Source organism: Undibacterium sp. MH2W (assembly GCF_049340215.1).
Lineage (GTDB): Bacteria > Pseudomonadota > Gammaproteobacteria > Burkholderiales > Burkholderiaceae_D > Undibacterium.
Window position 1 is genome coordinate 987,051 of sequence record NZ_JBMPPA010000001.1, and the last position, 14,127, is coordinate 1,001,177.

The following is a 14,127-nucleotide window of genomic DNA, read 5'->3' on the forward strand; positions in this document are numbered from 1 at the left end:
TCAATCTCCGGAAAGTGCAGACGCCTGCACTCGGGTGACTGGTGGATTCAGTCCGCGTGCAGCGATGTATGCATGACCGCGTAAACCTGAAAAAGCGTCTTGAGCCGTTGCTCGGATCCGAACGGTTTGCTTTTCTTTGATTTCGGTTGGCTTTTTTGTGTGATCGAGAAAATTGAATTTAGCCATTGCAAACCTCCACGGGCTTAGCAGTCACAATGGCTACACCGAAGCTATCGACGGCAGAATCGATACAGTCACACGGATGAAAAGCGATCTGTGTATAGCTAAATGACCAGGTGGCAGTACGAACAGTAACGAGAAAAGTATTCATGCTGGGACTCCCACACGATCAGAGTGTCGGCGATGCATGTGTATCGGCTTTTTAAACTCAGCAGCATGGCCGATCGTTGTACTCAATGAAAACGTGACACCATTTTTTCGTAATGAAACGTAGTCCCATAAGCCGGACTGAATAGCCAGGCGTGCGACTTCAACATAACCAAGCCGCAACATGGTGTCGTGAAGACGTGTATCACTTTGTTGGTAGTGTGCAAAGCTAATATGTAGCGAATAATTAGTGATGCCGCCATACGTAAGTGGTGCGTCGAGGCGCAATTCGCCATACATTGCACGTTCAATTTCTTCGATTAACGGTTCGGCAGCTTTAATTATTGCTGCAGCTCGTTGGATCTCTTTCTCACGCAACTCAAAACTGCGACGATTTGCTTCGATGAGACGTTCGTGAAAGCTTTTCATATTGATTCCATGGCAAAATGGTTTTTTACAAGGAGAAATAATGAAAATCGAAATTTCTGGGGCAGTTTTGCGTTGGGCGGTACATCCGTCTGACACTGAAAGCATCAAATATTTAGATGGAGTTAATCGCGAATCGCAAGTCGTACCTCACGAAAACGACGTAATTACTCGTCCGTTTTTAGTTGATCCAACGACATGTCAGCCGATACCGGTACGCGTAATCCAGATCCAAAACAAGTTGGACAGCACACCTCAGGTAGTCGTCGTAATAGTTGCGCGTGCGGATGTGGTTCAATAGAAATAGGGTGGGTTTCGTCAGAGAGAAAAACTATTTCCTGGTCGTTTGAAATGGAAACTGCACCGATTGGTGTACTCGTATTTTTTTTAGGTTCGATTTGTAGAGGTGGCTTCATCTTTTTGCTCCGTCGGTTAAATAACGGGATAATAATATCCCAAAAATGGGATATCAACAAACCCATAAACGGGATTTAATGAATGTGGTTATATATTCCTTAGTAATTAAGGAGGTTAAATCTTTGCTTATTTTGAATAAGATGTAGTTGGTGCGGCTATGATAGGGGTCATGCGCATTTTGTTTATATTGATGTAAACAATAGATAGCGAGATAATTAATTTATTATTAATTAATTAGATTGGTCTGAGTATGAAAATAATTGCATTCCTCGCGCTAATTTTGTACCTGATCGTTAAAGGTAATGCCTGGTACACATGGGTATTTTATTTATTCGTGGCATTTTGTATCTACTTAGTAGTCGCCAGTTTTGAGTACAATAGAGAAGAAGAAGCGGAGGCGAAAGAGAAAAAAACAAGTAATGCATTTAAGGTAAATGCGAAATTAAAAATAAAATATAAAGATGGAAACGGTAGTAGCTCGGAAAGGAAAATTCATGCGTTTGCCTATGAGGATGGCAATCCAGGAGTAATTGCCGCGAGATGCATGCTTCGAAACGCAGACCGAAGCTTTCGAACAGACCGTATATTTGAAGCTGTCGATCTCGAGACTGGGGAAGTGATTAATTCAAAGAAGCTACCGAGCTTTTTTCGAAAAAAGAAAATATGAATTTAAAAGACCCGGTTGAAATCAAAAAATGATAGTCGATCAAACAGAGAAAAAACGGCGTCTTACAGCAACATTAAAACGATAATTTTAAAAAAATAATAGATCAACCCGCTTTGGCGGGTTTCTGTTATCTAAGAACTTCTCCCGCTTGTCGTTTTAAATCGACGGTGACGCTCACGTAATAGTCCGATAAACTGCGTTGCAAGCTGCGACGTGTTCGCGGGATCGGGCGTAACAAGGTAAAGGTCACGCGTCGCCCATTCTTCATTCAGCGCTACAATTTTAATTGACTGCGATAGCTGCGAGCTGTCACCAACGATTAAGTGTTCGCGCTCAAACCGTCGTGCTACGCTCTCAAAGATAATACCTACTGCCATGTCATTGTGGGCAATGATGTTTGCCTGCAGGTCAAAGTTGCTGACTATCATTGCGTAGTTCAGCACTAAGTCTTGTTTTTTAGCCATAGCCAGAAGCAAAGACGACATCTGTCTACCTTCATGAGTTCCTATCAGCTTGTATTTTGCGACCTCAGCGAGCGTAGCGCTAGTTTGGTGTGCTAATGGGTGCGAGATTGGCGCGAAAATACACAGTCGATCAAATCGATATTTGTGGAAAGTGATACCGTGAATCTTTGATTTTTCCGGCACAATTCCAACATCAGCATCATTTTCTTGAATTTTTTTTAAAATTTCAGTCATTGAGCCGCTATCGACAGTGATGAAAATATTGGGATTTCGGTCCCTTAAAATTTCCAATACTTGCGGAACGTCTGAAAACATGATAGATGAATTACCAACAATTCGGAGGTGGTTCTTACCTTTTTTCAGTAAATCAATATCTCTTTGAAAGTCGTCATGCTCTTTTAAAACGGTGCTTGCCATCGACAAAAATCTTCTTCCAGCAGCCGTTAGTCCGAATTTCCCGCGACGATAAATCACTGGAAGCCCAATGATTGTCTCGATTTTCTTTACTCTGCGCGACACGCTACTGTCCTCGACGCCAAGCTTTGTCGCGGCAGCGGACATGCTGACGCTAGCATCTAAAGCCTGAACTAGGTACAAGTCATCGATATCGAATTTGATCATTTCACACATTCTGGTTGAATGTACCAATATTGATATAAGGCAATAAATGTGGAAATGGAGAAATAATAAGTTTAACAATTGTTGTATTTTAAGTTGCGCAATCGTCATCTAGAGATGCAGTTTACGCAATGGCATTTCACAAAATTTAAAGTATATTGCTGATTCGTATAGACATTGCTGCAACTAATTGAATGAGGACGTTGTATGGGGATGCAAAGAGAAATTTCAGATGAGGATGCCTTGATGCTAAGCATATTTCATCGTTTAAGTGAGGAGGGTAGACGATATGCGTTGGGGATAGTTACGAACCTAGAGAACGTATTTCCAGACAGATCGAATGGAAAAGTTATTCAGTTTCCTGGTTTGGTGGGGGATCAAGTTGTAAAGCGGTTTCCGCTGCGCTGAAAATGACTTTTTTCCCGAGCTCGCTAACTGATCTATACATAGTAAGCAGTTCGGCTTCTCTGCCTGTAATGTATGCAAGGGCAACACTCACCTTTTCAGGCTCTTCACCAGCTACCAGCCATTCGACAGACACGTTGCATGCCCTCGCAAGTTTGAATAATGAAAGCGCATCTGGATGTTTTGCGCGTCCGCTTAAAATTCTATTGACAGTTGATTGCGATATGCCCGCTGCGCGAGCCAATTCACTTTGGTCGCGGTAGGCTGCGGCATTCATTGCCATGTCTAATCTGCTTGAAATATCCATTCGCGGATAATACTTTTGCGTACAGATATTGCATACGAGATATGCAGTTTAGCTTAAATTATGCCGATCAGCATAGATTATGCTGATTTTTTAAAGGTTGGTGTGGTAGATTCAGACGATGTGGATTTGATTGCATCAAGCGTTTGCTGCAAAACATTTCTCTTCACTGGGTCTTTGATCCCAGCAATAGCAATTTCGATATCTTGATCGCTATTGTCAATAATTCTCTTATTTAAAGAATATTGAGCCATAGCGTCTTCAACTGCATACCTCACTCTTACTTTTCCATGATCGTCAGTTTTTAGCATTAAGGAAACAACTGCTTCAATTTCTGGATGATATGTTGGTTTTTCAGTGATCGCGCCTTTAGTAATAAGGCTTGCCACAGAGACGTTAAAAGCCTCAGCTAGCGCTTCCAAGTTTGAAATTGATGTCGAAACTTGGTACTTGCTGATTCGCTCTACAGTCCCTTTCCCTATACCAGATCGTTTCGCAACCTTTGCATAAGTATTGAGGGTGCTGCTAGTTGCCATTAACTGGCTCAGATTTTCCGCGAGTATTTCGCCAATTAATTGCTTATTTTCCATATCGATACTATGAATCATAATAAATCCCAATTGTGGTATTGTTGAAATCCCATTTGTGGGATATTATTTATTCATGAATACTCAAAATGAATCTAGAACAGCTTTCGTTGTGCGCAACTTGCGAAGTGCGATGCCGAGCGCTTGGCGGCGTATCGCAGAAGAGTCAAATGTTCCATACAAGACAATTTATAAAATAGCTTATCGATCAACTAAAGATCCACGCGAAAGCACAATTGAAAAACTTTATAGCTATTTTGTAAGAGTAGAGGAGTAACACACATGACAACCTCTGCTCTTAATCACCTGCTGAGTAAAACGAGCAAATTCTTCGGTAGTAAAAGCTATACGAGCGTGGACATTGACTTTCGATCCTTTGCGATTGAACTAAGCATGAAATCCATCAGGATCGATGTATGTCTGGGCGAGGGGGAATGATTTATGCAAGAAATAAAACAAACCCAAGCGGCATGTCGACACCCAAAGACTTTCAACGAGCTATCTCACATCGAGCGCTATTTGTTAAATCAATTTCGCCAATCTAATTATCAATGTTCTTCTAATAGTGAAAATTGCCCAGAGGCACTTGTCCTTCTTGAGCGTTTGAAGTTTGGAATAGCTCTGCGCGAATCGCTCGAGCGACTAGGGATCTCTCTCCATCGAGACTTGCACTAGTAAATGTTTTCGATTCGATTTCTGTCATTGCTGAAAGCAAAACCGGTATCAGGCTCGAATCATGTTTTACCAGGGCACGGATGATGATGCCGAAAGCTTGTGCGATCGCGATGCGCTGGTTGTCGAGCATTCCGTTGATGTGCCGAGAATTTTTGATGAAGTTGTTGAGATATGAGTCGAGCTCAAACTTTTCATCCTGGGTAAGTTTTTTATTGTTCATAGGGTTGTCCTTCTTCGCGGTTAATTCAAATATTAACCGCTAAATATCGACAGAATTTCATAAATCACAAGATTGGGAGAAACGTTGTGATCACATTAAGACAGGCGTACTTAAAAACAATACGTGCGTTTCCAGGCGGCTGGGATGCGATGTCTTCGGCGCTAGGAATGACGCGTGATGCTTTAGAGAATCGTATATACGAACGTCGAGGTCAAGATTTAACCGTTCAAACTGCGCTGATGATGCAATCGTTTACAAATACCACAGCGATTGCTGAAGCTTTTGCAATGGAATCTGGCGGTGTTTTTGTGAAATTGCCACACGTTGGTGATATCAGTGAAGAAATAGCAACGGCCAAATTTCAGCTGCTCGTTGAAGAAGTTGGTGAGCTATCTAAAGAATTTCGAATGGCGATGGAAGATCATGTTCTGACAGGTAAAGAACAGATGCGTCTTAACGATGTGATCGACCGTATAAATCGTACGACGATGGAATTTCGCGCACTGTTGAAGCCGTTCTACTGCCAAGAAACGAAGGCAGCCCAGGAGGCAAAACATGGCTAAAAATTACGGACCTCGGCAAGGATCGGCGGCGCATATCGCGATTTGTCGGATTGTTGAATTAGGTGGCCAAGCGACGTTTTCACAGATCATGGCGCATCTGAAACCAGAACAGCAGCCGATCAAAGCATTTCGTTCGCAGGTTGTAATACCGCTTCAAGATCTTTGTTATGTGCACATCATTGGCGGGTTGTCTTTCAAAGCGACATCGATGGGAAAAGAGTATGCGGCGCATTATATTTCGCACTTACTTCCCGCACCTAAGCCATACGTCGGAACCGTCGCTCTCGGCCGCAACTATAAACCGACACGCGAGTTGAATCTTGCAAAACACCGTGCGGTAGCACCGTTTCGGCCAGGGTCTGACGATCATTTACGCATTCCATCCTTGATGGGATCTACTCGAAAATTACCTAGTGGTGAGGTCATTGAATGACGACGGCTAGTCAAGTAGTTGAACAGATGGCATCCGCAGGATTGCCCCCACTGCCAGCCGGTCATCCAATTTTAGACGGTAAGTACAAGCGTTTTGGTCCTCAAAAAAAAGCTTGGTATATCTTGCGTGAAATGACACTAAAGTCAGGTCGCAACGTCGTGACCGGTGCGTTTGGCTTCTTTCAAGGTGAAAACCGAAACACGATTCCTGTGAAAGTCGATGCAGAAGAAATGACTGAAGCTGATCGTGCAGAGTATGTCAGAAAGCAGCGTGAGTATGAGAAGAAAGAGCGTGCTGATCGCGAACGTGAGATCGATCTTGCTGCGAACCGCGCAAAGAATCAGTGGGCTGATGCTCGTGACGTTGAGACATCACATCCTCATGAATATTTAATTAAAAAGCGTGTACCGCCCTACGGAGTTCGTGAAAATGACCGTGGACAATTGCTGATTCCGATGTGGTCAGAAGGCGGAGCTGGGACGCGCTTGATGGGATGTCAAAAAATCGACGCGACGGGGCAGAAGCTTTACAACAAGGGTATGGACAAGATTGGTGTCGGGTTTTCTTACGGTCTTGATGCTAGCGATCTGTCGGTCATTGCGATTGGCGAAGGGTATGCGACGTGCGCTTCGGTACGTCTTGCGACTGGCTTGCCTTTTGTTGCAGCGTTTGATGCTGGCAATCTGATTCACGTTGCACGTCAATTGCGTAAAAACTATCCAAAATCGCATTTGCTTTTCTTGGCAGATGACGACTACTTGCTTCTTCCACGTTTCATCGAGCGCCTGCGCGAGGAATTTAACGTAGCTGGTTGTGCATCTATCGCGATAGACGGCGAGTCGCATGATGTTGTCGCTAACGACGGTGAGACTGTATCTGTCACAGCGTGGTGGCGTGCGGATGCAAACGGCATTAAATACATTGAAGCTGATATGCGGAAAGGACGAATTTCTCGTCACTACACTTATAAGAATGCTGGTGTATCGTTGTGTACAGCAGCAGCGAAAGAAGTCGGTAATGCGTCGGTCGTCACTCCATTGTTTGCGGATCGAAATGGTGAGAAGTGGACTGACTTTAATGACCTGCACGTCGAGCAATCTCTTGGCGCAGTATCTTCACAAATCAATGCTGCGATAGCAGCACTAAATTCTGATTCCCCCTTACCCCCTTCATCGCGAAGCACTGATTTTTCCAATGCCCCCCCGCGCCCCCTTGGAGAGGCAGAAAAAATCAGTGCTTCGCAAGCGAAGCAAGGAGAAGAGAAAATCATATGCAGCGAGGCTGGAGCGCCTCGTAGCAACGAGATTGCGAACGTTTTGAGTGAAAGTGAGCCAGATGTGGGTATGGCAGCATTTTCACTGGAACGAATACTCGCAACTCACGCATTAGTGTTGGGAAGCACCGACGTATGGGACGCTGTCAATCAATTACGCTTCAAAAAAGCGGCGTTTGTGGCGGCTGTTGGTAAGGAAACGTACACCCATTGGCTCTCAAGTCCTGAGCGTCTATCGATAACATTGAAAGACGATGACAAAAAGCCTGCGTCCGCTAAAGGGGGGAAGGGGGCAAACTCTAAATTCGACGGTGAATATTGGGATAAAGTCGAAAGACTAATCAACAACTTCACTCTGATTTACGGATCAGACGAAGTCTTTGATGGTGAGCGAAGGGAAATCATCAAGATCAACCCTTTGCGCCTGGCATTCACGAATGACGTCGTCAAAGCCTGGTTAAATTTCAAAGACAGAAAGATGGTGCCACGTGAAATGGTTGTTTTTGATCCGACGTATTCGGTTGATCCGAAAAAAAGCTTGAACCTTTTCGATGGCTTCGCAATGAAGCCTAAGCAAGGAAGCTGTGATTTGATTCTTGCTTTGCTTAGCTATCTTTGTGGTGATGATGAGGTTGCAGAGTGGATTTTGTGCTGGCTTGCGTATCCTTTGCAAAACCCCGGAGCAAAAATGGCCAGTGCGATCATCATGCACGGTGACGAAGGGTCAGGTAAAAACCTGTTCTTTGAGAAGTGCATTAAATCAATCTATGGCAAATATGCTGGCGTGATTGGCAATCAAGAGATCGAGTCTCAGTTCAATGAGTGGGCATCACAGAAACTCTTCATGGTCTGCGATGAGGTCGTTACGCGAGCTGAAATGCGTCAGATGAAAGGTCGTCTAAAGCAAATCACAGCGAATGAGACGATCTCGATCAATCCGAAAAATCTTAGTCAGCGTGAAGAGAGAAATCACATCAATTTCGCCTTTCTCTCCAATGAAACGCAACCTCTTGCCTTGGACAAGTCTGATCGTCGTTACCTGGTTGTATGGACTCCACCAAAGCAGTCGGCTGAATTCTATCGACAGGTTGCAGATCAAATGGAGAATGGAGGAAACGAGGCGTTTTATCATTTTCTTCTCAATCTCGACATTGGTGACTTCAATCCACACACAAAACCAATCATGACAGAAGCGAAGCGCGACTTGATCGAGCTCGGATTATCTCCCTCCGAGCGGTTCTTTCATGATTGGTCATCGCAGAATATTCCTATCCCTTTTGTTAGTTGCACGGCGCAGCAGCTGTATGACGCCTTCTTACGCTGGTGCACGCTTCACGGTGAGAGATTCCCGCCAAGCCAAAGCAAGTTCGGGCGCGATCTGAAGCGGGTAGCGGGAAGCCAGATGCAAACGTCACCAGTCAACGTCACGTTTGGGGCATCCAAGCGTCAACTCGTTTGTTATTGGGTCGGTGACCCACCTGAAGGTAAGAGCCGTGAAGCATGGATCAATGCTTCATCAGCTCTCTTTGAAAAAGATCTAGATGCATATCGACGAACGCGTATGGACACTAATGCATCGACAGATTGACAGTTATATGGATAGTTTGAATTTAGCTAGATCGTTTATTCATGCGGTTTTGTGGACAGTTTGGAGGTTATCAACAGTTACTTTTTTCCACTGATTCGTTTTCGTAATTTTTTTAGTAATTAGGTTTGCGTAATTTTTTGTACAAGTGTTTTTATAACTTTTAATTTGAACTATCTAAAGTATCCAAAGTGTCCACAAAGCCGCATAAATAAAGGGTTTATCTTGTTGACACTTTAATGACAGTTTAGATAGTTATTGATTGAGGGCAGCGATATGGATTTGAAGAAATTGATGCCAGTAACAGCAAGAAGAATTGATCGTCTTCGTAAGCAGATGGGTAACGATGCGGTGAATGTTCTTTTGAGAAAAGCGATGGCAGGTGAACCAGGTCATTTTTTCGCTATGGAGAATCATCGAACCTTTGGTGCTCTTGATACTTCATCTACATCGATCATTGGTTGGAACGAGGCTGGCCAATGTGTGCGAAGCGATCCGCAATGGATGATCGACGCGATAGGGTTTGCAAGCAGTATTGGAATTGAGATTGAAGTGAAGGATGACCAAGATCACGAGGAAGCAAGAGAACGTGCGAAGTTGTTACGTAAAATTTTGAGAGAGGCGAAATACAATGCGTAAAGATATGTCTGAAGTCCTAGAAAGCGAACTGGTGCGATCCGGCTTTGTTGAAGAGGGATGTGCGCCAGTCTCTAAGTCGGCAATCGATTTGGTTGACTTGGACTTTGAATCGAGACTCATAAACTGGGGACGCATCACGAATCCGGATGCAAAATATACGGGTGCTGGGGGTGCTGACACATTCTGGGCAAGAAAATATATTGAAAATCGGAATAATCGTGAAAGGCAACTTGCAATCGCGTGCGGCGTTATTGAAAGAGAAAACGTATTACAACAGATTGAGAACCAAGTATTTTCCGAGGCAGCACATGAAGATGCATTGGCTATTGAAAGAGTATGGTCGTGTATGGTTGACTATCAACAGAAAACCTCACTCAAAATGCGTTACGTAGATAGGGTTCCTGATGCAATTATTCGGCGCAAGCTTCATTTAAGAGGCATGAAGAATTTAAATCTGATTTTGTGGCGTGCAAAGTCAAATTTGAAACATGTGCTTGAATCTGGGAAAAAGCCAGTTATAATTCAATCTCAATTTCAAGAAATTGATCACAACTTAATTCGCCGGAAACGTGCCTGATTTTCTCACCTCAAAAGGGTGTAGAAACACGTCCGATGAAAATAAAGCCTCGAATCACTTCGGGGCTTTTTTCGTTTACGCTCAATTTTCCTCGAAACTTCTCGTGAGGCGCTTATGAAGTAATTCATTTGAAACTAATTTATCCTGACGTCAGACATCCGAAGAACGGACTTAGCGAGGATGTGGCAAGTGACGGCATAAGCCCGATGCATCGCGTAGGTTGGATTGGCAATCCATTAGTCGATAAATTAGCCTTGAATATACAAGATGATGGATACCAGGCCTACTCAGCTTTAAGGTCTCCGGACGCTGTAACCGGAATTAATGCGCATGATGATTGCTCCGCTATTTTGGCGGTAATCGACTTGCAAGTAGCAGTCATCAGCCGGATCACTCGTTGTGAGCCCGATCCAGAGAAGTTTGATTATTGGGTGCGCAAAGCAGTCACTGTTAAGTTTGAAGATTAATTAAAATCTTTACTTCTGCCGATTGATAAAAGACCATGATTGGGAACTGCCAAGGCGGGACAGTCAGCAGAAGTAATGAACATTTTGAAACGAACCCCATGAAAGCAGCCAAATTATGGCTAATGGCAGCTACGGATAATCCTTAGTAGTATTAGGATAGTTTCTCGCATCAGGATCAGTAGCAATATTATTTTGTAAAGAGAGTTGATGCTATGGCCTTTGCTGATATTTCAATTCGATCGAACATCAAAGAAATTCAAAAGAAGCTGAGTGCGTTCGCACAACAGCAAGTTCCATTCGCAACGTCCAATGCACTGACTGCGATCGCTAAGAATGTGCAAGCCGCAGAGAAGGCAGCGTTGCCTCGTGTATTTGATCGGCCAACACCATTTACGATTAATTCGATTCGTGTTCGCGCGGCCCGTAAAAACAATTTGGAAGCAATTGTCTACGTTAACGATATAGCGGCATCGTATCTAGCACCGTATGAATTTGGTGGTCTTCAGAAGTTAAACAGTAAAGCGTTACTTAATCCTAAAAACGTTCAAGAGAATCAATACGGCAACATACCGCGTCGATTAATTGCGCAACTAAAAAACCGAAGCGATATCTTTATTGGACCTGTTAAAACAAAAAAAGGGGAAGTGATCAACGGAGTTTGGCAACGACCGATTATCCGAGTCGATACTAAGTTTCGCGGAAGAACGGAAGTTGCAAAGGGTTCAAACACGACGGGACGATTGAAATTGCTGATACGTTTTGGGGATGCACAGCCAGTCAAAAAGCATCTTGGCTATCGTACACGCGCACAGAAGGTCGTCAACACTACCTTCAAAGCAGAGTTTGGTAAGGCGCTTGCTAAGGCGATGGCATCAGCACGGTAAGCGATCTAAAGAATGCCTGCGGGAAAAACGATGGGTCCTTCCCCGACCCCTCCTTGCCACGGGCATTGCGCGTCCCGATCTTTCTCTACTCAAAAATATTTTGTAAGGGGGTTGTATGGTGAATCTGTCTGAGTCACTAACCCAGTCAGAATTTGGTGCGCTGGTTGGTATCAGTCAGCAAGCTGTGAGTGATTTAGTCCAGCGAAAAATTTTAGCGGCTGGACATCCAGGCAATATCTGGTTGATTGACTACTGCGCCCACATTCGTGAGCAAGCAGCAGGTCGCGCGGCAGCCGGTGATCTTGATTTGGCATCTGAGCGTGCAGCTCTTGCAAAAGTACAACGTGAGCGAATCGAAATGCAAAACGCGATCACTCGACGTGAGCTCGCTCCTATTGCTACGTTGGAATTCGCTCTGGCAACAGTTGGACGAAAAGTTGCTGCTGTACTTGAAGCAATTCCGATTGAAATTAAACGTCGCACAAAAAATCTTGCGCGGGAGGATTTCGACATCTTGGTCGCTGAAATAACGAAGGCACGCAATATTGCTGCGACCGCCAACTTTGAGACGGATGAGACCGATGGATCTATTCTCGATTCAGAAAGCGATCCGGCGTGGGCTCAAGAGTCTTGAAGCGCCGGTGCCACAGCGCTTAAGCGAGTGGGCGGCAGAAAATTTTTACCTTAGCGCGGAATCATCCTACGTAGAGGGTGCTTGGAAAGCATACCCATTTCAAAACGCGATCATGGATGCTTTCGGCAATGATGACATTGAAGTCGTCGTCATGAAGAAGTCGGCACGTGTTGGCTATACAAAAATGCTAGTTGCCGCTATTGGCTACTTTGCGCACCACAAAAGACGCAACCAAGCGGTGTGGCAGCCGACTGACGATGATGCTGACGAATTCGTCAAGGTGGAGCTCGATACGATGCTCCGTGACGTCCCAGCAATGCAAGAAGTCTTTCCTACTGGGAAGGGGAACGATAAACGTAACACGTTGAGCGCCAAGGTCTTTCTCGGCTCGCGTTTATATATCAAAGGCGGTAAGGCCGCACGTAGTTATCGCCGGATTTCTGTTGATGTGGCCATTCTCGATGAGTTAGATGGTTTTGACATCGATATTGAAAAGGAAGGTAGCCCGGACAAGCTGGCGGGCAAGCGTACCGAAGGGGCAATTTTCCCGAAGCACATCATGGGATCGACCCCGAAACTGAAGGGTTTTAGCCGAATTGAAGCGCGTGAGCAGCAGTGCGATTTGCGCTTTCTATTTTGCATTCCTTGTCCGCTCTGCGACGAACGCCATCCGCTTCAATGGGGAGGCAAAGACAAGCGTTACGGAATGAAATGGATTGATCGGGATCCTGAGACAGTCGGTCACGCTTGCCCGCATTGCGGCGGTTTATACAACCAAGCTGATTATCTTAGCGTTTGGGAGAAAGGCAGATGGATTGCTGATGATGGCACGTGGATCGATGATGACGGCAAGTTTCGTGACACCAATGATCAAATCATCGTACCCCCGAGAGCTGTAGCATTTCATGTGTGGACAGCATACAGCCCACAGGCAACGTGGGTGCAAATCGTCCGTGATTATCTTGGTTCGGTAACCAAAGCGCGTGCCGGCGACACCAGCGAGTTAAAGACGTTCACGAATACGACCTTAGGTGAGACGTGGGAAGAAGAAGTCGAGAAAACTGAGGTCGATTCGCTTGAAAAGCGTGCTGAGAAATATCGGCTTCGTACAGTCCCCATGGGCGGCTTGATCTTGACTGCAGGCGTCGACGTGCAGTCAAACCGGTTCGAGATCGTCGTTTGGGCTACAGGACGAGGGGAAGAGGGATGGGTAGTTGATTGGCATGTTATTGATGCTAATCCTGCGGATGAGAGGGATTGGGAGGAGAAGCTTGATCCGTATCTGCAACAGCGATTCCAGCATGCTGGTGGTCAGTCATTAGGTATTGAAGCTGTTGCAATCGACACTGGTGGTCATTTTACACATCAGTCGTACAACTTCTGTCGAACTCGATCACGTCGTCGAATTTACGCGGTCAAGGGCGAAAGTCAACCAGGTAAGCCAGTCAAGGGTCGAAGCAGCCTGCAAGACGTCAACGTTAAAGGTAGTGTCTTGAAGCGTGGTGTTCGCCTTTGGATGGTGGGTACAGACACTGCTAAGGATCTGATCTACGGTCGTTTGCAAGTAGAAACCCCCGGCCCTGGCTTCATGCACTTTTCAGCAGCGCTGCCAAAAGAATTCTATGAGCAGTTGACTGCTGAAGTTCGTGTTCTGCAGAAAACAGCACACGGTGAACAGTACCGATGGGTTAAGCGGCAGCAGCGAAATGAAGTACTTGACTGCACCGTCTATTCGCTTTTTGCAGCGCACACGCTCGATCTGCATAAATACACCGATCGTATGTGGGCGAAACTTGAAAGCGCCGTCTGTCCCGCGGTAGCCGATATGTTTGCTCCACCTCCTGAAGTTATCGAAGAGCAACAGCTCGAAACAAAAGCCGATTTTGTCAAAGTCATCAAGGAAGAAAAGGCAACTCCGAAAAACCTTGGCAGACGACTCGCATAGGAAAAAATATGTACAAC

The 14,127-nt window shown here is 45.0% G+C and carries 18 protein-coding genes; 11 read left to right on the forward strand and 7 right to left on the reverse strand.

The genetic code is table 11. The features are described from left to right. The 3 genes from ACO0K2_RS04245 to ACO0K2_RS04255 are packed head-to-tail and all read right to left on the reverse strand — an operon-like array spanning position 1 to position 756. Complete coding sequence (locus ACO0K2_RS04245) at positions 1-186, reverse strand: hypothetical protein (RefSeq protein ID WP_423016015.1); 186 nt, start codon at positions 184-186, stop codon at positions 1-3. Next, positions 179-331, reverse strand: a complete 153-nt coding sequence (locus ACO0K2_RS04250; protein WP_423016017.1) for a hypothetical protein — start codon at positions 329-331, stop codon at positions 179-181. Before ACO0K2_RS04250 ends, ACO0K2_RS04245 begins: the two co-directional genes overlap by 8 nt. Then, positions 328-756, reverse strand: a complete 429-nt coding sequence (locus tag ACO0K2_RS04255; RefSeq protein ID WP_423016019.1) for a hypothetical protein — start codon at positions 754-756, stop codon at positions 328-330. Before ACO0K2_RS04255 ends, ACO0K2_RS04250 begins: the two co-directional genes overlap by 4 nt. A 40-nt stretch (positions 757-796) precedes the next feature. Between ACO0K2_RS04255 and ACO0K2_RS04260 the strand changes: the two genes are divergently transcribed. Together ACO0K2_RS04260 and ACO0K2_RS04265 are read left to right on the forward strand one after the other, a co-directional pair. Next, positions 797-1,054 (forward strand): hypothetical protein, encoded by a 258-nt coding sequence (locus tag ACO0K2_RS04260; RefSeq protein ID WP_423016020.1) that lies wholly within the window; start codon positions 797-799, stop codon positions 1,052-1,054. A gap of 366 nt (positions 1,055-1,420) precedes the next feature. Further along, positions 1,421-1,837 (forward strand): hypothetical protein, encoded by a 417-nt coding sequence (locus tag ACO0K2_RS04265; protein ID WP_423016022.1) that lies wholly within the window; start codon positions 1,421-1,423, stop codon positions 1,835-1,837. A gap of 131 nt (positions 1,838-1,968) precedes the next feature. Here ACO0K2_RS04265 and ACO0K2_RS04270 read toward each other — a convergent pair whose 3' ends face one another. The 4 genes from ACO0K2_RS04270 to ACO0K2_RS04285 all read right to left on the reverse strand — a co-directional run bounded on the left by ACO0K2_RS04270 (position 1,969) and on the right by ACO0K2_RS04285 (position 5,110). Then, positions 1,969-2,922 carry a LysR family transcriptional regulator gene (locus tag ACO0K2_RS04270; protein WP_423016024.1) on the reverse strand — a complete coding sequence of 318 codons (954 nt, stop codon included), beginning with the start codon at positions 2,920-2,922 and terminating at the stop codon, positions 1,969-1,971. A 346-nt stretch (positions 2,923-3,268) separates the two neighbouring features. Beyond that, positions 3,269-3,607: a helix-turn-helix domain-containing protein gene (locus ACO0K2_RS04275; RefSeq protein WP_423016026.1), complete on the reverse strand. Its 339-nt coding sequence runs from the start codon at positions 3,605-3,607 to the stop codon at positions 3,269-3,271. A 101-nt stretch (positions 3,608-3,708) separates the two neighbouring features. Then, entirely contained in the window at positions 3,709-4,236 is a 528-nt protein-coding gene (locus ACO0K2_RS04280) for a helix-turn-helix domain-containing protein (protein WP_423016028.1), read from the reverse strand. A gap of 538 nt (positions 4,237-4,774) precedes the next feature. Next, positions 4,775-5,110: a hypothetical protein gene (locus tag ACO0K2_RS04285; protein WP_423016030.1), complete on the reverse strand. Its 336-nt coding sequence runs from the start codon at positions 5,108-5,110 to the stop codon at positions 4,775-4,777. 86 nt (positions 5,111-5,196) lie between these two features. On the opposite strand from ACO0K2_RS04285, the gene ACO0K2_RS04290 reads away from it, so the two are divergent. The 9 genes from ACO0K2_RS04290 to ACO0K2_RS04330 all read left to right on the forward strand — a co-directional run bounded on the left by ACO0K2_RS04290 (position 5,197) and on the right by ACO0K2_RS04330 (position 14,110). Further along, positions 5,197-5,673 (forward strand): YmfL family putative regulatory protein, encoded by a 477-nt coding sequence (locus ACO0K2_RS04290; protein ID WP_423016032.1) that lies wholly within the window; start codon positions 5,197-5,199, stop codon positions 5,671-5,673. After that, positions 5,666-6,106, forward strand: a complete 441-nt coding sequence (locus ACO0K2_RS04295) for a hypothetical protein (RefSeq protein WP_423016034.1) — start codon at positions 5,666-5,668, stop codon at positions 6,104-6,106. The genes ACO0K2_RS04290 and ACO0K2_RS04295 overlap by 8 nt, the downstream gene beginning before the upstream one ends. Continuing rightward, positions 6,103-8,967: a DUF5906 domain-containing protein gene (locus tag ACO0K2_RS04300; protein ID WP_423016036.1), complete on the forward strand. Its 2,865-nt coding sequence runs from the start codon at positions 6,103-6,105 to the stop codon at positions 8,965-8,967. Before ACO0K2_RS04295 ends, ACO0K2_RS04300 begins: the two co-directional genes overlap by 4 nt. 273 nt (positions 8,968-9,240) lie before the next feature. Further along, positions 9,241-9,603 carry a hypothetical protein gene (locus ACO0K2_RS04305; protein WP_423016038.1) on the forward strand — a complete coding sequence of 121 codons (363 nt, stop codon included), beginning with the start codon at positions 9,241-9,243 and terminating at the stop codon, positions 9,601-9,603. Beyond that, a complete protein-coding gene (locus tag ACO0K2_RS04310) occupies positions 9,596-10,180 on the forward strand; it encodes a hypothetical protein (RefSeq protein WP_423016040.1) in 585 nt (194 codons plus the stop codon). Before ACO0K2_RS04305 ends, ACO0K2_RS04310 begins: the two co-directional genes overlap by 8 nt. 128 nt (positions 10,181-10,308) lie before the next feature. Next, entirely contained in the window at positions 10,309-10,647 is a 339-nt protein-coding gene (locus ACO0K2_RS04315) for a hypothetical protein (RefSeq protein WP_423016042.1), read from the forward strand. 212 nt (positions 10,648-10,859) lie between these two features. Beyond that, a complete protein-coding gene (locus ACO0K2_RS04320) occupies positions 10,860-11,531 on the forward strand; it encodes a hypothetical protein (protein ID WP_423016044.1) in 672 nt (223 codons plus the stop codon). A 115-nt stretch (positions 11,532-11,646) separates the two neighbouring features. Next, entirely contained in the window at positions 11,647-12,165 is a 519-nt protein-coding gene (locus ACO0K2_RS04325; protein WP_423016046.1) for a terminase small subunit, read from the forward strand. Then, positions 12,113-14,110 carry a phage terminase large subunit family protein gene (locus tag ACO0K2_RS04330; protein ID WP_423016048.1) on the forward strand — a complete coding sequence of 666 codons (1,998 nt, stop codon included), beginning with the start codon at positions 12,113-12,115 and terminating at the stop codon, positions 14,108-14,110. Before ACO0K2_RS04325 ends, ACO0K2_RS04330 begins: the two co-directional genes overlap by 53 nt. The last annotated feature ends 17 nt before the right edge of the window (positions 14,111-14,127 follow it).